This is a genomic window from Variovorax sp. 38R, assembly GCF_014843395.1.
GTDB classification, from domain to species: Bacteria; Pseudomonadota; Gammaproteobacteria; order Burkholderiales; family Burkholderiaceae_C; genus Variovorax; species Variovorax paradoxus_H.
In genome coordinates this window covers 2,846,603-2,864,470 of the sequence record NZ_CP062121.1, presented here as the reverse complement: position 1 = coordinate 2,864,470, position 17,868 = coordinate 2,846,603, and the positions used below count along the sequence as shown (strand labels likewise).

Here is a 17,868-nt window from a genome sequence, read left to right as displayed (position 1 = left end):
TGAGCGGCCAAAAAAAAATGCCGCGGGCGCCAATCGCCCGCGGCATGTGAATCAGAAAAAGGGGCTGTCTGTCGCGTCAGGCGTCCAGCTGCGCCAATCGCTTCAGCTTGCGTTCGCTCATGCGCTTGGCCAGGCGCGGCAGCACCAGCACGGCGACGATGACGACGATCACGACGATCGACTCGGGGCGCTGGAAGAACACGACCGGGCTGCCCTGCCCCATGGCGATGGCGTTGCGCAGGTTGGCTTCGGCGAGCGGGCCGAGGATCATGCCGACGACCACGGGGGCGGTCGGAAAGTCGAAGCGCCGCATCACCACGCCGAGCAGGCCGATGCCGAACAGCAGGAACAGGTCGAAGGTGTTCTGGCGCATGCCGTACGCACCCACGGTCGCGAAGATCAGGATGCCGGCGTACAGCTGCGGCTTCGGGATCTTGAGCAGCTTGACCCACAGGCCGACCATCGGCAGGTTGAGCACCAGCAGCATCAGGTTGCCGATGTACAGCGAGGCGATGAGCGCCCAGACCAGCGCGGCCGAGGTGGTGAACAGCTGCGGGCCCGGCTGGATGCCGTAGTTCTGGAACGCGCCCAGCATGATGGCCGTGGTGTTCGACGTGGGAATGCCCAGCGTGAGCAGCGGGATCAGCGCGGCGGTCACGGTGGCGTTGTTGGCGGCCTCGGGGCCGGCCACGCCTTCGATGGCGCCGGTGGTGCCGAACTCGGCCTTGGCGTCCTTGTCCTTGGCCAGCTTCTTCTCGGTCGCGTAGCTCAGGAAGGTCGGAATCTCGGTGCCGCCGGCCGGAATGCAGCCGAAGGGCGTGCCGATGGCCGCACCGCGCAGCCACGCGGGAATCGAGCGCTTCCAGTCGCGCGCGGTCATGTGCACGCGGGTCAGCTTGTTCTGGCCCTCGACCACACGGCCTTCGTACAGCACGGCGTACAGCACCTCGGCCACAGCGAAGAGGCCCACCGCCACCAGCACGATCTCGATGCCGTCGAGCAGCTCGGGCATGTTGCCGGTGTAGCGGCCCTGGCCGGTGATCTGGTCCAGGCCCACGCAACCCATGGCCAGGCCGACGAACAGCGCCGTCATGCCGCGCAGCGTGCTCTTGCCCAGCACCGCGCTCACCGTGGTGAAGGCCAGCAGCATCAGCAGGAAGTACTCGGGCGCCGCCAGCCGCACGGCGTAGTCGGCGACGAAGGGCGCGAACAGCGTGACGACCACGGTGGCGATGGTGCCGGCCACGAAGGAACCGATGGCGGCGGTAGCGAGGGCCGCGCCCGCGCGGCCGCTCTTGGCCATCTTGTTGCCCTCCATCGCCGTGACCATGCTGGCGGTTTCGCCGGGCGTGTTCAGCAGGATCGAGGTGGTCGAGCCGCCGTACATGGCGCCGTAGTAGATGCCCGAGAAAAAGATCATCGAGGCCGTGATGTCGACCTTGCCGGTGATCGGCAGCAGCATCGCCACCGCCACGGCGGGGCCGATGCCGGGCAGCACGCCCACGGCCGTGCCCAGGGCACAGCCAATGAGGCACCACAGCAGATTGATGGGGGTGATCGCGGCCGCGAAGCCGGTCATCAGTGCGTTGAAGATATCCATGACGTCGCTCCGCTCAGATCCAGCCGGTGCTGGTGAGACCCGGCAGGCTGATGGCCAGGAACTTGGTGAACATCCAGAAGACCGGCGCCGAGATCGCCAGGCCGGTCAGCAAGTCGGTGACCCAGGTGGCCGGCGCATTGACCTTCGCCTGCCCGGCGGCGCGGCGCAGGCCTTGCACAGCCAGCAGGTAGCACAGCGTGCAGCTCAGAATGAAGCCGATGGTGGTGATGAGCGCCGCGTTGAGCAGCAGGCCCGCCGCCACCCAGACGAAGCCGGGCCAGTAGCCCTTGTCGGCGCCCGAGGGTGCGTCGAGTTCGCGGAAGCCGCCGCTGAATGCTTCCCAGGTGATCCACGCGCCACAGACCATCAGGACGATCGAGACCATCCACGGGAGGAAGTTGGGGCCGACGCCGCCGTAGCCGGCTTCGGAAGATATGTCGATGGCGCCGTAGGCCAGCGCAGCACCGGTCAGCAGCACGCCGACGCCGACGAGGTATTGCGGCCAGGGGGCCGCGCCGGAGGTGGCCTCAGCAGCGTGAGAGACCGAGGATTCTGGAGTTGTCATTTTTTGCTCCCGCAGTCGTGGGGGAAAAGAACTGCCTCCTTCCAGAAACACCGCGGAACCGGCTTTGCCGGGCCGCTGGTGTTGCCCCCGGAAGGGGGAAGGCGCGCGCGACACGAAGTGCGCGCAGCCTGGGGGCGAACCAAACTCAGACCATGCCGGACTTGACCATGATGGCGCGCAGGGCGGCGAAGTCGTCGTCGACGAACTTGGCGAAGGCATCGCCCGACAGCACGGCCGGCGTCCAGGCGTTCTTCTTGAGCGATTCGGCCCACGAGGCGCTCTTGAGCGCAGCCAGCACCATCTCGGTCAGGGCCTTGCGCTGCTCGGCCGAGATGCCGGGCGCGCCGTACACGCCGCGCCAGTTGCCGATCTCGACGTCGATGCCCTGCTCTTTCAGCGTGGGCACGTTGATGCCCGGCAGGCGCTGGGCCGATGTGACGGCGATGGCCTTCATCTTGCCGGCGGCTATGTACTCGGCGAACTCGCTGTAGCCGCTGCCGCCGATGGTGACGTTGCCGCCCAGGATGGCGGCGGTGGCTTCACCGCCTCCGCGGAAGGCCACGTAGTTGATCTTCGACGGGTCGGCGCCGACCTTCTGCGCAATCATGGCCGCGGCGATGTGCTCGGTGGAGCCGCGCGAACCGCCGCCCCACTTGACGCTGCCCGGGTCCTTCTTGAGCTGCTCGACCACGTCCTTCATCGACTTGAACGGCGAGTTCGACGGCAGCACGAACACGTTGTATTCCGTGGTCAGGCGCGCGATGGGCGTGGCCTGCGACAGGTTGACCGGCGGCTTGCCGGTGATGATGCCGCCCAGCATGACCGAGCCCATGACCATGAGCGCGTTGGCGTCGCCCTTGGAGCCATTGACGAACTGGGCCAGGCCCAGTGCACCGGCGGCGCCGCCCTTGTTGTCGTAGGCGACGGTGTCGGCGGCCTTGGCATCGGTCAGGGCCTTGCCCAGCGCGCGACCGGTGGTGTCCCAGCCGCCGCCCGGGTTGGCGGGGATCATCATCTTGACGTTGGCGGCAGCGCGCGCCGACAGCGGCAAGGCGCCGGCAGCGGCCAGTGCGGCCAGGGACTTCAAAAAGGTATCGCGACGCATCGTTGGTGTCTCCTCAAAACTTGGGAACGGGTGGAACCTGACTTGGACCTGAGCCGCTATCATGCGCCGCCCCGCTGTCAGTTGGCTGTCCACCAGACTGGGGAAAACACCGAAGAAGCACCCCCTTCCGATCCTGCGCCCCGTATGAAGCTGCTGCTCGTCGAAGACGACCCCTCGATGCAACTCACCCTGCAGCGCACGCTCGGGCGCCGGCACATCGACGTGCGCATCTGCGGCGACGGCGCGCAGGCCCTCACGCAATGGCGCGCCATCGAGCCCGACGTGGTCGCTCTCGACCTGAGCCTGCCGAATGTCGACGGCCTGCAGGTGCTGGCGCAGGCGCGCGCCGAAGGCCTGCGCACGCCGGTGCTGCTGCTCACCGCGCGCGGCACGGTGGGCGACCGCATCATGGGCCTGAACGCCGGCGCGGACGACTACCTGCCCAAGCCCTTCGACCTGGACGAGCTCGAGGCCCGCATCCGCGCGCTGCGCCGGCGCAGCCAGAGCGCCGGGCCCGACGCGGCAGCGATGAATCCGATGGAGGTCGGCAGCCTGCGCTTCGAGCCCGACAACGGCGCCATCTACCACCGCGCCGACCTGCTCGAAGTCACGCCGCGCGAACTGGCACTGCTCAAGGCGCTGATGATGAAGCCCGGCCACGCCGTCACCAAGGAGCGCCTGTTCGAGCTGGTGTTTCCGGGCGAGGCCAACGTGCAGTACGAAGCGATCGAGGTGGTCGTGTACCGCCTGCGCAAGAAGCTGGTGGGCACGGGCACGGTGCTGATGACGATGCGCGGCCTGGGTTACCTGCTGCGGGCCGAGAGTTGACGGCAGGCATGCGGCAGATGATGTCGTCCCTGCGCGCACGGCTGCTGCTCGGCATCCTCGTGCCGGTGGCGGTGTTCGTGGTGATCAACAGCGTGAGCCTGTACCGCCAGAGCCTGGCGGCCGCCACCACCGCCTACGACCGCACGCTGCTGGCCTCGGCCAAGACCATCGGCGAACAGCTCGACGTGGAAGGCTACGACGACATGGCGCGGCTGCGCGCGATCGTGCCCTACTCCGCACTCGAAGCCTTCGAGGCCGACAACCGCAGCCGCCTGTTCTATCGCGTGTCGGCGCTCGACGGCGAGATGGTCTCGGGCTTTGCCGAGCTGCCGTTCTGGCGTGGCCGCATCCCCGACCGCGGCGCGTATGCGGCGCTGGTCGATTTCTACGACGCCGAGTTTCGCGGCCAGCCGGTGCGCGTCGCCGTGATGCTGCAGCCGGTGGCCAGCGCGCGCGGCCGCGGCATGGCCGTGGTGCAGGTCGCCGAGACGCTGGAGCTGCGCGAGACGCTGGTGCGCAAGCTGCTGCTCGACATGCTCTGGCGCCAGCTGCTGCTGATGGGCGTGATCGCACTCGTCACCGTGGTCGTCGTGCAGCGCGCCACGCGGCCGGTGCGCGAGCTTGGCGAAGCCATCGAGCGGCGCCCGGAAGACGACCTGTCGCCCATCGACGCGCCCGGCGCCCCCGCCGAGTTGCGCCCGCTGATCGACGCCACCACCGAGGTCATGGGCCGGCTGCAGCGCCTGCTCGACCACCAGAAGCGCTTCGTGCGCGACAGCGCCCACCAGCTGCGCACGCCTCTGGCGGTGCTCAAGGCGCAGGTTCAGTCGGCGCGCCGCGGCGACGTGGCGCCCGAGCAGGCGCTGGTCGAGATCAGCCAGACCGTCGAGCGCGCCACCGCGCTGGCCAACCAGATGCTGTCGCTGGCGAAGGTGGAGCAGCTGCGCCAGCAGCCCGAATCCGCGGTGCTCGACCTGGGCGACGCGGTGCGCCACATCGCGCTCGACCTGTCGCCGCTCGTGGCCGACAAGGCGCTCGACTTCGAACTGGCCGCCGACGACGCCGTGACCGTGCGCGCGCACCAGTGGATGCTGCAGGAGCTCACGCGCAACCTGCTGCACAACGCCATCAAGCACAGCCCCGTGGGCGCCCCGCTCTCGGTGCGCGTGCATGCCGAAGGCGACGACGCCGTGCTCACCGTGCGCGACGACGGACCTGGCATTTCGACCGAGTTGCGTCAGCGCCTGTTCGCGCCGTTCGCGGCGGGCAACACCTCCAGCGGCTCGGGCCTGGGCCTGGCGATCTGCCGCGAGATCGTTCTGGCGCTGGGCGGGCGCATCAGCCTGGACAACCGCACCGCGCCCGGCGCCGGCGGTACCGTGATCGGGCTCGACGCCGTGGTGCGGCTGCCGCTGTCGCGCCACAATGGCTGATCTTTCTTTTCCAACCTTCATGGACCGTCTGCGCATCGACAAGTGGCTCTGGGCCGCCCGCTTCTTCAAGACCCGTTCGCTGGCCGCGGACGAAATCGGCAAGAACCGCATCCAGGTGAACGGCGACGTCGCCAAGGCCTCGCGCGAGGTCAAGGCCGGCGACACCGTCGCGCTGCGCATGGGCCCGCTCACGCGGACCGTCACGGTGCGCGGCCTCAGCGGACAGCGTGGCCCGGCGCCCGTGGCCCAGCAGCTGTACGAGGAAACGCCCGAGAGCCTGGCGGCGCAGGCCGCCTTCCGCGAGCAGCGCCGCATGGGCAGCGAGCCGGCATTGGCCATCGAACAGGGCCGGCCCACCAAGCGCGACCGGCGCGAGATCGACGGCGTGCGCCATCAGGCCGAGTGGGACAACCGCTGGAGCGCGTCGATCGACGAAAGCAACAGCGACGACGACCACCCGCCGCCGCGCGGCCGTCCGCAGCGCTGATTCGCGTACCCTGCGGGCTTCGTTTCTTTTTTGACGGAGCGCCTGCAGATGTCCAAGTTCAAGAAGTACCGCGTCGGCGACAAGTTCAAGCTCTCGCGCATCGACCCCGACGACACGTCCTTTCTCACGGGCGACGAGGCGGCCCAGCGCGCCGCGCTCGATGCGATGGCGCTCGAACTCGATGAACTGCAGGACGTGCTGCACGCCGAAGGCCGGCGCAAGGTGCTGCTGGTGCTGCAGGGCATGGACACCAGCGGCAAGGACGGCACGGTGCGCTGGGTGTTCTCGCGCACCTCGCCGCTGGGCGTGCGGGTGACGGCCTTCAAGGCACCGAGCGAAGACGAGCGCGCGCACGACTACCTCTGGCGCTGCCACGCCGCCGTGCCGCGCACCGGCGAGATCATGGTGTGGAACCGCAGCCACTACGAAGACGTGCTGGTGCCCGTGGTCGAAGGCTGGATCGACGGCGACGAAGCCCGCCGCCGCTACGCGCAGATCAACGATTTCGAGCGGCTGCTCACCGAGACCGGCACGGTCGTCGTCAAGTGCATGCTGCACATCGACAAGGATGAGCAGCGCGAGCGCCTGCAGGCCCGCATCGACACGCCCGGCAAGCAGTGGAAGTTCAGCATGGGCGACCTCGAAGTGCGCACCAAGTGGGCCGACTACCAGAAGGCGTATCAGAGCGCGCTGGCCGCCACGTCGAGCGACCACGCGCCGTGGCATGTGGTTCCGGCCAACAGCAAGCGACATCGCAACATGGTGATCGCCCAGCTGCTCGTGAAGACGCTGCGCGACATGAAGCTGAAGCCCCCGCCGCCCGATCCGGCGCTCAAGTGCATGGTCGTGAAGTGACCTGATCCGCGGGGGGTTCGCGGAAGGTGCGGGCTCAGGAGCGGCGCACGGGCGCCGTGGAGCGCATCGGCGTCTGCGCCAGCACGCGGCAGTTGCCGAACTCGCAGCGCACGGCCCAGGCCACGCCGTTCGCGCACGGCACGCTGTAGCTCTCGTAGCCCGGCCCCTTGGCCGTCATCTCGGCGCGCGGCTGCACGTTGCAGCGGCCGGCCTTCGCCAGGCGCTCGACGTTGTAGGTGTCGACACCGGTGCGGCGCGGCTTGAGCGCGAGCACGGGGTTGAAGGTGTTGCCGTAGAACGTGTCCTGCACGTCCGGGTCGAGGTTGCGGTAGCCGCGCTTGGCCATGCAATGGACGATGGCGATCTGCTGGTGTTCGGCAATCAGCGCACCGCTGGGGCGGCTGTTCCAGTCGATGACGGCGGCGGTGATGCCGGTGTACGAAGCCGCGGCCACGATGCCCTGGCCGTGCACCGTGATCAGGCCCAGGCCCAATGCGGCCCACATGGCGTCGCCCGATTCGCTGCGCGCGGTGATGCGGGTGGCGGCCGTGCGGCAGTCGGCCACGTCGCTGTCGTAGCGCACCTTGTCCACGCCTTCCATGGCGACCATCGGCATGTACGACATGCCGGTGCCTTTCCCGGGTCCGGTGGGCGGTGCGCTGGCGCATCCGGCCAGAACCACGGTGGCCAATGCCATGCTGAGCAGCAACTTCATGGGATTCCCTCGTCCTCTTCGCGGTAGTTGCGAGGGATTTAACCATACATATAGTTACTTCTGAATCGACTTGTCGCGAATGAACGACGGCCTTCGGGCGGGGCATTCGGCCCGCGATCCGGGGCACGCAAAAGGGCAAGGTACAGTTTTCACCTGCTCCGAGTTCCCCCGTCCATGCACCACACGTCCCGACTTCCCGCTTCCCACCTGCTCCCGCTCGCACTGGCCGGCCTTCTGGCCACCGCATCCTTCGGCTCCGCGGCCCAGCAGCCGCAACTCTCTGCCGTCGACCTGGCCCGCAAGAACGCCTGCATGGCCTGCCACGGGCTGGTGCACAAGCAGGTCGGGCCGGGCTTCGCGCAGATCGCCGACCGCTACCGGAACGACGCCGCCGCGCCGGCGCGGCTGGCCGACAAGATCCGCAACGGCAGCGTCGGTGCCTGGGGCCGCGTGATCATGCCGCGCCAGTCGTTGGTCACGGAGGCCGACGCGCAGGTGCTCGCGCGCTGGGTGCTGGCACAGCAGCAACCACCCGCCCGCTGAGTCGGCGCGGTGTCGCTCAGCGCGACAGTTGCGGCTGAGGCCCCGAAGACGCCACCCGGAAATCCGCCGGGAAGGTCCAGGTGGCGGGCGCATCGCGCGTGCCCAGCTGGCTCAGCTGGTAGCCCATGCCCCAGACCGCATGCAACGACAGGCCGTGCGGCTGATCGACATACAGCCCGAGCTTGCGGCGCAGCTTCGACACGTTGGCGTCCAGTGTGCGCGAGCCGACGGCGACACCGCTTTGCCAGCCGATCATTTCGAGGTGCTCGCGGCCCAAGGGCCTGTTCATGTGGCGGAAGAATTCGGCCGCCAAGTCGAATTCGATGGGTGTCAGGCGAATTTCCGTGCCCGCCAGATCCACCATGTCGAATGGTGACAACAGGCTGAATTCATTCCATTCCAGGCTGCGCGGCACCACCGGCCGATTGCGCTGCCGCAGGAAGAATTCGAGCATGAAATACATCTCTTCGAAGGTGGACGGCTCCGGCAATACGGCGTCGTCTGGCCCCGCATGCAACAGCGACAGCCCGCGGATTTGCCGCTTGCGCGCGCTCATGATCAATGGCGTGTTGTAGCGCAGCGTTTCGCGCACCTGGCCAATGAGCTTTTGCACATCGTCGGGCGCCGACGGAATTGAAAGCAGCAGCACTTCGAAATTACCGCCGGCCGGCACCTTCTCGATCAATTCTTCGATATTGGCAAATGCAAAGGGCGTATAACCCAGCATCTTGATGGAGCGGCTCGCGTGCCATCGCATTCGGGGGGAAGAATCCAACACTGCAATGTGCGGGGAGTTTTGTTCAAGCATTGAAAATTACCTTGCACACCGTGGCGTTACAAACCTCTATTTTTGTCGAGTTGGCCAAAAAATTAACCTTTGACACTCAACCCTCGGGCAATAAATTGCTCCGAATTGTTGGAGGCGGATTCATTTTTTTACAAATGCACTGCCATTCGGAGGAATTTCCTGAGAAGGCAATTTAAGCCCGAACAAAATTTACAGGTATCAATAAAAGGAACAGAAATATGAAAATCGGGCACGGCCGCATGGCGGAGCCCGAAACAAGCCGGTCGACGCGGTGGTCGGCGGCGCACCGGTCAGCGCAGGAGCAGCGCGCTGTCTTCCGCGACCGGCCCTTGCTGCAAAGCAAAGGTGCGCGGCGTGCAGCCGTACTTCTTGCGGAAGACGAGGCCGAAGTAGGCCGGGTCCGCAAAGCCGCAGTCATAGGCGACCTGGGCGACGAACTTGCGCGCGCCCGCGGCGCTGCGAAGCATCCGGGCCGCGGCTTCCAGCCGGTCGCCCTGCAGGGTTTCCAGGAAGGTCATGCCGCGCCCGGCCTTGGCGAACACCTTGTGCACGTAGCGCACCGGCACATTGAAGCTGACGGCCAGCTTCTGTGCGTCGATCTCGGTGTCTGCATGGTGGTCACGAATCCAGGCCCGCATGCGGGCGTGCAGGTCGCCGTCGCGCGGTGACACGGGCTCGCCCAGCGCGCCCGGCTGCGCCGACAGCCCGTTCTGCTCCAGCGCGAACGACAGCATCGACATCAGGTGCTCGCCCAGCAGCTGGCGCTCGGCGGGGCTCTGGATGCTGCACAGGTGCTCGACGTCGAGCGCGCGCAGGTAGCCCGACAGCATGCCGGCCCAGCCCTTGCCGCCGGCCAGCCGCAGGTCGGTCGTCTGGTCTGCGTGCGGGAGCCAGCGGTTGACTACCGCTTCCGACAGGCCCAGCATCCACGAGTTGGTGAGCTCTGTAGAGCGCAGGTGCAGTGGCTGCCAGGAGTCGATCAGCACCATGTCGCCGGCGCCGAGCTCGATGCGCTGGCGCTGTTCGCTGATGGCCAGGCCGCCGTCGAGCTTGAGCAGCAGGTGATAGGGATAGACCTCGGCCCCCATCAGCTGGCTCGGGCCCTTGCGCTCGATGCTTGCGCCGCTGCCGTGCACCCGCATGAAGGCCAGCCCGGCCGTGTCGACGATGGTGAGTTCCTGCTGGAAGTCCGTGCGCTCGGGGCTGTCCAGCGACCCCACGTGAGGGCCGATCTCGTCGGCCCAGAAGGCGAAGCCGTCCTTGCGCGACACCATGCCAGTGTGAAAGCGCTGGATGCGACTGTCGGTCTCGGCCATGTGGCACGCCCTTCCTCCATGCGGCCGGCGCAACGCCCAAAGCCGCGGGTCACAAGCGGGAACTCCCCGAATTTTTCCTGACAGGTCCGCCCGGACCCCGGATAATTTTTACAAACGATAACAGAGATAACAGAAACGAAAGCCCGTGAGTTCGAGGGGATGGAACAGCGCACGAACCGGCCCACCGCCCGCCGCTCAGGGCATCGATCCGGCGCTGCCTGGCCCCCAGCCCAGACACCCGGCGGGCAATTGCATCTGAATGTGACTCGCGACACATCCGTGCCGCGAAACCGAATGTCAAAGAAGGGCGCGATTCGTAGCATTCATTCGAATCGAACGTCAACCGGAACTTTCTCTACTGGGGATGAAATGGCTGCTCTGTATTTCACGGAAATCGAACCTTTCGGCGCACGATGGCGCGCGGCGCTGGCGTCCTGCCTGCCGGGCCCGCGCCGAGATGCCGAAGTGGTGCGGTCTTCTCCTCCCCTGCCGACGGCGGACCGGGTGTGTGCGCTGGTCTTCATCGCCAACCTTGCGCAGCTCGCCGACACCGACGGCCCGGAGGTGGCGGCGGGCGTGAGCCGCGAAATCCGGCGCCGGCTCTTCGCGGCCTTTCCGCCGTCGCCGGTGGCCGACACCGATCTCACCTGCCTGCGCGACGACTGCTTTCTGCTGCGAACCCGGCACACACGGCTCGACGACCTGCTCGCGGCGCTCGGGCGCGAGCCGATCCTCGTGAAGGGCGTCGCCGCGCTGCCGCAGTTGCATGCCGACTGGATCGCACTGCGCGACAGCGGCCCCATAAGCCCGGCCGAGATCGAACTGGCGCTGTGGGCCGCACAACCGCATCCCGCGCCCACGGCCAAGGTGCGGCCTGCGGGCGGCGTCGTGGTCGACGACATCGAGCATGTGTACGACCTGCGCATGGCACGCCAGGGAGATGCCCTGTGGCTGCGCGAGCGCTGTCTGCGAGGCGCCGAGGAACGGGCCCGGATCGACACGCTGTTCGCTCAGCTCCAGCCCGGCTGACATGGCTTCGTTGCCGTCAGCCCGTCGCAGCCCGGTCCGGCGAAGGGGCGCTCGACGGCGAGTCGCCCCGGGGGCGCCGCACCGTCCTGTTCCTTGACCGCCGCCCGTGGATTCGCGCATGCGCATGAACCGCCGCTGGTCTCGCAACCGCCATGGCCATGTATCTCCATCCCCTGATCGCCAGCGTGCCGCCCGACGAGCGCGCCGCCTTGATTCGCAGCAGCGCGCTTCATTCCTACCGGCGCAACGAGATCGTGCTGCAGGCGGACACGCACACCGACCGCATCTACTGCGTGGCCACGGGCCTGCTGCGAGCGGTCGACCGGGACGTGACAACCGACTTCATCCGCCGGGGCGATTTCTTCCTCGGTCCCTCGCTCGGCGAGAACAGCTACCAGGCCACCTCGACGCTGGTGGCCGCTCTGCCCTCGTCGGTCTACCACCTGCCCGTGGCTGCGGTGCGCCGGCTGTGCGCGCTGTACCCCGAGGTGACCATGGGCCTGCTGGAGATCGCGATGAAGCGCGTCGCCATGGTCCGTGGGCAGCTGCGCCGCATTGCGTCGCTGTCGTCCGAAAGCCTGGTGAGCCGCGTGCTGCACGAGCTGACGCAACTGGCGCCCGCGGCCACCGGTGGCTACGACAAGCGCATCACGCAAGCGGTGATCGCGTCGTACTCGGGGCTCTCCCGCGAGGTCGTCAACAAGACCATGCGCGACATGGAAAGCCGCGGGCTGGTGCGCCGCGACGACCAGGGCGTGCATGTGCCGCCGACCTTCGCCTCGACCGATTTCGGCAGCCTGCCGCCGGAAGCGCGCGAACTCTCCGACGAGCTCTGCGCGTGGGACGGCGACCGCCCCGAAACGCCGTGATGCGCCGCATTCACCTGCCCTGAAAAAACTACAGCACCGACGATGCCCAAAGGAACTCCGAACCCCGTCGACATGTATGGCATTTCTCCCCGGCCCTGGGGCTTCGAGGTGTCGCTCGTGCGAAACGGCGTGCGCTACGCGCGCCTCTTCGGCCACGCCAGCTACGGCGGCACCCAACAAGCGCTGCGACGCGCCCAGGCCTGGCGCGACACCATCGTGAAAGAGCACCCGCCGGTCGCGCGCAAGGAGCGCGCGCAGGCCCTGCGCAGCAACAACAAGACGGGCGAGCCCGGCGTCTTCCCTCGGCTTTCCGCACAAGGCAAGCCGGTGGCCTGGCTGGCCAAAACGTATCTCGGCCACGAAGAGATCGTGCGCACCGAATTCGAACTCACCGACTGGGGCCACGCCGCTCGCGCGCAAGCCATCGGCGAGCGGCAACGCCAGCTCGGCCGCATGGTCGGCCTGGCGCGGCTGCATCCCGCCGAGGAAGCCATCCGCCAACGCCCGCCGCCCGACGACGAAGCCGAGCTGCCGGCCAAGCGCTCGAAGTCGGAGATCGTGCGACGCAACAACACGAGCGGCGTCAGCGGCGTGCAGTTCAAGACGCCGCGCGCGGGCCATCCCGGGTACTGGGTGGCGATCACCTACACGGCGGGCCAAGGCAGCGTGAGCAAGTCGTTCTCGGTGCACGCGCTCGGCCACGACGTGGCGCGCGAGATGGCGATCGCCGAGCGCCAGCAGCAGCTGCGCGACAAGCCCCCCTGAACACCGCTGGCAGCCTGCATCGCGTCAGCGCTGGTTCTGCTGCCCGCTCCTGTGCGCGATGACCGCATCGCGCACTGCGCGCTTCGACGCCAGTTGCGGCTTGCCGCAACTGCTGCAGTGATAGAAGCGCAGAACGGGCAGGAACTTCATCCACGGCCGCCGATGGATGCGCTCCAGGCTGGCCAGTCCGCATCGGCAGCGAACGAAGGGATTGCCGAAAGACCGGCCCAACGCGGGCGCGCGGCCATGGTGTGTCGTCGTTGCGTACCCAGGGGCGTCGGTGTGCATGCGGGTCATCGTGCCGACCCGAAGGCACGCCGCGCGCCCGACTGTGATCCCGCTCACTTGCCGCCGCAACAAATCTGCGCGCGGCCATGTGCGCCTAGGCGGCAGCAGGCTCCTGCGGCTCGCCCAGCGACAGCATCAACCGGTTGGCCCAGTTGAAGAAGGCCGCGCCATGCACGACATCGGCAATCGCGAGATCGTCCAGCCCCTGCGCGCGCAGCGCTTCGACGTGCGCAGGCCCGAAGGTCGATGGCGTGGCCGACAGCGCAACCGACGCCGCGACGATCGCATTCCAGCGCGCCCCCAGGTCGGCCTGCACGCCCTCGTCGAGCAACCGCTGCACGTCGTCCGTGCGTCGCGAGAAGTGCGAGGCAAAGCGTGCATGCACCGACGCGCAGTAGATGCAGCCGTTGAAGCGCGAGGCCGCTGCGGCCGACAGCTCGCGCTCGGCGCGCGGCAGGCCGGCCTCGGGGTTGTAGAAGATGTCCTTGTCGGTGCGTGTGCGCGCGCCGAGGATGTCGGGGTCGCGTGCCAGCAATCGGAAGTACGGCGACTTGGCGCGCGATGCATCGACGAGGCCTGCGTAGTGGCGCTCGGTCAGTTCGTCCTCCGGCAGCGGTGCGAGCCAGGGCAGCCATTCGAGCTGCGCCTGCGTGAAGGTGCGCGGGTGCGTGTTGTCAGGATGGCTCAGGGTCGATTCGGTGCTCATGGGACGCTCATGCAGAAGGGGTGGCCAGCGCGCGCAGGCCGATGACGACGCGGATCTGGAACGCGAGAAACGCCACCAGCTGCGACAACGTGACGATCTCGGTGGTGCGCCATCCCGCATCGAGCAGCGCCTGCAATGCCGCCGGGCTGGCGTCGCGCGGGTGGAAGACGAGCAGGTGCGCATGCACGAGAGCCGCCGACAACCGTTCGCCAAGCACCGCGCGGTGTGCGGCATCAACGGTGTAGACCGGGCCGGCTTCGTCTTCCACGCTGAGCGGGCCTTCCGGATAGCGGCCATACGGCCCTTGCGCGGCGCCGCGAGCGACCTCAGCCTCGATGGCCTTTGCCACGCCCTGCCCCGCCAAGGCTTCGGCATAGAAGCGCGCCACGTCGGGCTGCCCGTGCAAGCCGGCGACAAAGGTCGCGACAGCGAAACGGTCCGCAATGTCGAAGTGACTAGCCACGGGTTCGGCCGGCGCGAACAGCGCGAGATAACTCTGCTGTGCCTGCGTGCGCGCCTGCTCGCGCTGCGCGCGCAGCCGGTCGAGCGCACTACTGGGCGTGATGCCGGTCAGCTGGTCGATCACGTCGATGACGTGGGGAGCGGGAGAAGAAAGAACGGCATTCATGAGAAGCAGCCTAAAGAAGCGCAAGCGATTGAAGGTCCGGCACGCCCGCATCGCGCGACCAGCCCAGGGCGGGTGCGACGACGGTGGCGGTCAGTTCGATGGAACGCAGGATGGCCGCGTGCGGCGGATCGACCGAGTGCACCTGGCACACGAGGTCGGTCACGCGCGCGAGCGTGCGGTCGGCGCGCAGCGAGGCGATCACGTCGTCGGGCGCGCCGACATGCACGTCGTACGCGGCGATCAGCTGATCGAGCGGCGCATCGGCGCGGACGCGATCGGCAAGGCCAATCTGTCCTGTGGCCGCGGCCCGCACCACCGAGCGGCGCAGACCGATCTCAGCAAGGCGCAACGCCTCCTTGCGGGTCTCCGCCACGAAGACGCTGCGCGAGCCCACGATGCGCGGCGTGCGGCCCGGCGGCAGCGCGGCGAGGTAGGCGTCGATGATCGGGTCCTGCAGGTCGGCCAGCGATGCGTCGGGCGCCTGCGCGGCGCGCGGCTGCGTGCGCGAGAGCATCAGCCCGTCGCCGGCCGTGCCCGCGCGCGTGCCGCCGCTCACCGAGAACGTGGCCTGCCAGAGCCGTCCGAGCAGTTGCGCGCCCGCCGGGTACAGCGTGTCGCCGCCGGGCAGCGGCCGGCCAGCCCAGGCGTCGCGCACCGTGGCGAGTTGGCGGTCGAACAATGCTGCGCGGTCGTCGCTGTCCAGCCCGAAGGCCGCGAAAGACGCGGGCGTGCCGCCCGTGCCGACGCCCACTTCGAGCCGGCCGCCCGAGAGCAGATCGAGCACGATCGCGTCTTCCGCCGTGCGCACCGCGTTCTCCAGCGGCAGCGTGACGATGCCCGTGCCCAGGCGGATGCGCCGCGTGCGCGAAGCCACATGCGCGAGAAAGACGAAGGGCGACGGCAGGCCGCCCTCGTGTTCATGGAAATGGTGCTGCGCCACCCAGGCCGAATCGAAGCCGAAGGCCTCGGCATGGGCGATCTGCGCGGTGACGAGGCGGTAGCGCTCGGCGGCGGGGGCATCGTCGAGCAGCCGGCTGAAAAAGCCGAGCCGCTTGCGCGGGGAAGTGAAGGTACCGGGCATCCGAAGGCCTGCGTGATCGAGAGCCTTCGAGTGTTGCGCCGCAAGCCGGTCGAATGGAAATCCGGTTTTCGCGCTTGCTTATGCGCTTTGCGCGCATGGCGCGTTCAATGCGGCACCGCGGGCGATCGTCGTGTGAGGCGACGTAGCCAGCCGATGCCTGCACCGACGCCGACGGCCATCAGCCCGGTGGTGGCGAGCATTGCCGCTGTGTGGACCGCGACAGCCGCGAACGCCAACACGAGCGAGCCACTCATCGCGCCCTTCGATGCATCGCCCATGCACAGCGGGATCAGCGCCGGCACCAGCATCAGCCCGGCGCCGTGCGCGGTGGACATCATGAAAGACCACAGCGCCAGCCCCGCATGCCCCGCCGGCGCACGCGCCATGGCAGACAACCGGCCCGACAGGTGAACGAGCGCGACCACCGCGAACAACCCGCCGGCCAGCCACTGCAGCAGGCCCCGGTCCATCGACAGGCCGAAGGCCACAGCGACGACCACGAGCGCGACCGACGCCACATGCCCGACCGCGATCGGCCACAGGGCCCGCAGCGCCTGCGCCCGGTCGTGCGAGCGCAGCCCCCACGCGGCGGCGAACATCCAGCCAGTGGCGGGGTTCAGGCCGTGCAGCACGCCCATTCCCGCCACCGCCAGCCAGGGCCAGAGGCTTGCCATGATGCGGACCGTTCAACAACACGCCAGGTCGCGCGCTTTTTTACGACTGCGCGTGGCAGCAACCACCGGCTGCCGCAACGGGCGCAGGCTCGTAGCGGTCATGGTGACGAATCCAGTCCATCGTGTAGGACGGGTTGTGCTCGTCGCGGCCCTTGGGCACGAGGTCGAGCATGTTGTAGGTGCCCATCATCACTTCCACGCCGCGACCGTAGGTCGAGTAGGTGTGGAACACGTCGCCGGCGTCGTCCTTGAAGAACACGCTGACGCCGGGTGCTTCTTCGCTCGGGAACGGCTGCTTCACGTAGTTGTAGGCAACGGCGCCGCTGGCCATTTCATCGGGCGTGAAGCTCACGCCGAAGTCGTGGTTGAAGTCGTTGTCATGCGACGAGACCCAGGGGAACTGCCAGCCCATGCGGCTCCGGAAAGCCTCGATGCGGGCCAGCGGCGCGCGCGAGACGGCCAGCAGCGTGACGTCGCGGTGTTCGAGGTGCACGCGCATGCCGTCGGAATGATCGGCCATGAACGAGCAGCTCTGGCAGCCCTGCTCCCAGTCGGGGCCGAACATGAAGTGCTGTACCAGCAACTGGCGGCGGCCCTCGAACAGGTCAGCGAGCGAACGGCGGCCTGTGGGCGTTTCGAAGACGTAGGCCTTCTCGACGCGCGTCCAGGGCAGCGAGCGGCGCTCCTCGGCGATGCGGTCACGCAGCTGGGTCAGCTCCTTCTCGCGCGCCAGCAACGACTTGCGCGCGTCCATCCAGCGGTCTTGGGTCACGACGGGGTGATTCACTGTGGTGTTCATGGTGTGTGTGCTCCTTGGCTTGTATTGCGTTCAGGCCGTGACGGCCTTCGGGCGGCGCACCGCGCGGACCTTGCTGGCCCGGCCGTCGCCGGCGTAGAAGAGCCCCGCGCCATCGGACTCGAGGCCGCTCACGCCGACGCCGCTGGGCATTTCGAGCCGCGCGATCACGTCGCCGCTGGCGGGGTCGACGCGGCGGATGTCGCTCTGGTCGCCTTCCCAGGTGCCGTGCCAGAGTTCGCCGTCGACCCAGGTCACGCCGGTGACGAAGCGGTTCGATTCGATGGTGCGGCGGATCGCGCCGGTCGCCGGGTCGATCTGGTGGATCTTGCGGTCGCGGTACTCGCCCACCCACAGGCTGCCTTCGGCCCAGGTGAGGCCCGAGTCGGAGCCGTTGCCGGGCGCGGGAATCGACGCCAACACCTTGCCGGTGGCGGCATCGATCTTGTCGATGCGCGCCTCGACGATCTGATAGAAGCAGGTGCCGTCGAAGGCGGTGCCGGCGTCGCACGCCACGTCGATCCGGCGTGTGGATTTGCCGCTCGCGGGGTCGAAGGCGACCAGTTGCCCGCCGGTGGCGGCCCACACCTGGTGGCCGTCGTGCGTCACGCCGTGGATGCGCTCCACGCCTTCGAACGGACCGTATTCGCGCACGATCTCCGCGGCCTGCACCGCGCCTTCGAACCGGTCCTTGCCTGCTGCCTTCTTGCTCTGACTGATGCTGCTGCTCATGGGGGGCTCCTGTAGGTGCGCCACAGGGGGTAGCGCATGAGCCCG

Annotated in this window: 21 protein-coding genes; 8 read left to right on the top strand and 13 right to left on the bottom strand. The window is 68.1% G+C overall.

Features of this window, described 5'->3' with window-relative positions; all coding sequences use genetic code 11:
• Window positions 1-76: 76 nt before the first annotated feature.
• From IG196_RS13035 to IG196_RS13025, 3 genes are all read right to left on the bottom strand, one after another.
• Window positions 77-1,600: a tripartite tricarboxylate transporter permease gene (locus tag IG196_RS13035; RefSeq protein WP_101492906.1), complete on the bottom strand. Its 1,524-nt coding sequence runs from the start codon at window positions 1,598-1,600 to the stop codon at window positions 77-79.
• 13 nt (window positions 1,601-1,613) lie between these two features.
• Window positions 1,614-2,165: a tripartite tricarboxylate transporter TctB family protein gene (locus IG196_RS13030; protein WP_192196491.1), complete on the bottom strand. Its 552-nt coding sequence runs from the start codon at window positions 2,163-2,165 to the stop codon at window positions 1,614-1,616.
• A gap of 145 nt (window positions 2,166-2,310) precedes the next feature.
• Window positions 2,311-3,270, bottom strand: coding sequence for a tripartite tricarboxylate transporter substrate binding protein (locus tag IG196_RS13025; protein ID WP_101492904.1), 960 nt, complete (start codon window positions 3,268-3,270; stop codon window positions 2,311-2,313).
• A 144-nt stretch (window positions 3,271-3,414) separates the two neighbouring features.
• On the opposite strand from IG196_RS13025, the gene IG196_RS13020 reads away from it, so the two are divergent.
• From IG196_RS13020 to IG196_RS13005, 4 genes are read left to right on the top strand one after another with little or no spacing between them, the layout of a single operon-like run.
• Window positions 3,415-4,098, top strand: coding sequence for a response regulator transcription factor (locus IG196_RS13020; RefSeq protein WP_192196490.1), 684 nt, complete (start codon window positions 3,415-3,417; stop codon window positions 4,096-4,098).
• A gap of 17 nt (window positions 4,099-4,115) precedes the next feature.
• Window positions 4,116-5,531, top strand: a complete 1,416-nt coding sequence (locus IG196_RS13015; RefSeq protein ID WP_412556377.1) for a sensor histidine kinase — start codon at window positions 4,116-4,118, stop codon at window positions 5,529-5,531.
• Between the two features lie 19 nt (window positions 5,532-5,550).
• Window positions 5,551-6,018, top strand: a complete 468-nt coding sequence (locus IG196_RS13010) for an RNA-binding S4 domain-containing protein (protein ID WP_192196488.1) — start codon at window positions 5,551-5,553, stop codon at window positions 6,016-6,018.
• A gap of 48 nt (window positions 6,019-6,066) precedes the next feature.
• Window positions 6,067-6,873: a PPK2 family polyphosphate kinase gene (locus IG196_RS13005; protein WP_192196487.1), complete on the top strand. Its 807-nt coding sequence runs from the start codon at window positions 6,067-6,069 to the stop codon at window positions 6,871-6,873.
• 34 nt (window positions 6,874-6,907) lie between these two features.
• Here the strand turns inward: IG196_RS13005 and IG196_RS13000 are convergent, their stop codons facing one another.
• A complete protein-coding gene (locus tag IG196_RS13000) occupies window positions 6,908-7,588 on the bottom strand; it encodes a hypothetical protein (RefSeq protein WP_192196486.1) in 681 nt (226 codons plus the stop codon).
• Between the two features lie 174 nt (window positions 7,589-7,762).
• Here IG196_RS13000 and IG196_RS12995 point away from each other — a divergent pair, with 174 nt between their 5' ends.
• Window positions 7,763-8,131 (top strand): c-type cytochrome, encoded by a 369-nt coding sequence (locus IG196_RS12995; protein ID WP_192196485.1) that lies wholly within the window; start codon window positions 7,763-7,765, stop codon window positions 8,129-8,131.
• A 16-nt stretch (window positions 8,132-8,147) separates the two neighbouring features.
• On the opposite strand, the gene IG196_RS12990 is transcribed toward IG196_RS12995, so the two are convergent.
• Window positions 8,148-8,939 (bottom strand): winged-helix domain-containing protein, encoded by a 792-nt coding sequence (locus IG196_RS12990; protein WP_192196484.1) that lies wholly within the window; start codon window positions 8,937-8,939, stop codon window positions 8,148-8,150.
• A gap of 290 nt (window positions 8,940-9,229) precedes the next feature.
• Window positions 9,230-10,255 (bottom strand): helix-turn-helix domain-containing protein, encoded by a 1,026-nt coding sequence (locus tag IG196_RS12985; RefSeq protein WP_192196483.1) that lies wholly within the window; start codon window positions 10,253-10,255, stop codon window positions 9,230-9,232.
• 369 nt (window positions 10,256-10,624) lie between these two features.
• On the opposite strand from IG196_RS12985, the gene IG196_RS12980 reads away from it, so the two are divergent.
• The 3 genes from IG196_RS12980 to IG196_RS12970 all read left to right on the top strand — a co-directional run bounded on the left by IG196_RS12980 (window position 10,625) and on the right by IG196_RS12970 (window position 12,918).
• Window positions 10,625-11,284 carry a hypothetical protein gene (locus IG196_RS12980; RefSeq protein WP_225617022.1) on the top strand — a complete coding sequence of 220 codons (660 nt, stop codon included), beginning with the start codon at window positions 10,625-10,627 and terminating at the stop codon, window positions 11,282-11,284.
• 152 nt (window positions 11,285-11,436) lie between these two features.
• A complete protein-coding gene (locus IG196_RS12975; protein WP_225617021.1) occupies window positions 11,437-12,153 on the top strand; it encodes a Crp/Fnr family transcriptional regulator in 717 nt (238 codons plus the stop codon).
• A gap of 42 nt (window positions 12,154-12,195) precedes the next feature.
• Window positions 12,196-12,918, top strand: a complete 723-nt coding sequence (locus IG196_RS12970) for an AP2 domain-containing protein (protein ID WP_225617020.1) — start codon at window positions 12,196-12,198, stop codon at window positions 12,916-12,918.
• A gap of 24 nt (window positions 12,919-12,942) precedes the next feature.
• On the opposite strand, the gene IG196_RS12965 is transcribed toward IG196_RS12970, so the two are convergent.
• The 7 genes from IG196_RS12965 to IG196_RS12935 form a co-directional block, all read right to left on the bottom strand.
• Window positions 12,943-13,206, bottom strand: coding sequence for a hypothetical protein (locus IG196_RS12965; RefSeq protein ID WP_192196482.1), 264 nt, complete (start codon window positions 13,204-13,206; stop codon window positions 12,943-12,945).
• 94 nt (window positions 13,207-13,300) lie between these two features.
• Window positions 13,301-13,912, bottom strand: coding sequence for an alkylhydroperoxidase domain protein (locus IG196_RS12960; protein WP_192196481.1), 612 nt, complete (start codon window positions 13,910-13,912; stop codon window positions 13,301-13,303).
• A 7-nt stretch (window positions 13,913-13,919) separates the two neighbouring features.
• Window positions 13,920-14,540 (bottom strand): CMD domain protein, encoded by a 621-nt coding sequence (locus IG196_RS12955; RefSeq protein WP_192196480.1) that lies wholly within the window; start codon window positions 14,538-14,540, stop codon window positions 13,920-13,922.
• A gap of 10 nt (window positions 14,541-14,550) precedes the next feature.
• Window positions 14,551-15,621 (bottom strand): putative FMN-dependent luciferase-like monooxygenase, encoded by a 1,071-nt coding sequence (locus IG196_RS12950; RefSeq protein WP_192196479.1) that lies wholly within the window; start codon window positions 15,619-15,621, stop codon window positions 14,551-14,553.
• A 104-nt stretch (window positions 15,622-15,725) separates the two neighbouring features.
• Window positions 15,726-16,295 (bottom strand): hypothetical protein, encoded by a 570-nt coding sequence (locus IG196_RS12945; RefSeq protein WP_192196478.1) that lies wholly within the window; start codon window positions 16,293-16,295, stop codon window positions 15,726-15,728.
• Between the two features lie 40 nt (window positions 16,296-16,335).
• The gene (locus IG196_RS12940; RefSeq protein WP_192196477.1) at window positions 16,336-17,094 is read right to left on the bottom strand and encodes a DUF899 domain-containing protein; all 759 of its coding nucleotides are present in this window, start codon (window positions 17,092-17,094) and stop codon (window positions 16,336-16,338) included.
• Between the two features lie 30 nt (window positions 17,095-17,124).
• The gene (locus IG196_RS12935) at window positions 17,125-17,823 is read right to left on the bottom strand and encodes a hypothetical protein (protein ID WP_192196476.1); all 699 of its coding nucleotides are present in this window, start codon (window positions 17,821-17,823) and stop codon (window positions 17,125-17,127) included.
• Between the last annotated feature and the right edge of the window lie 45 nt (window positions 17,824-17,868).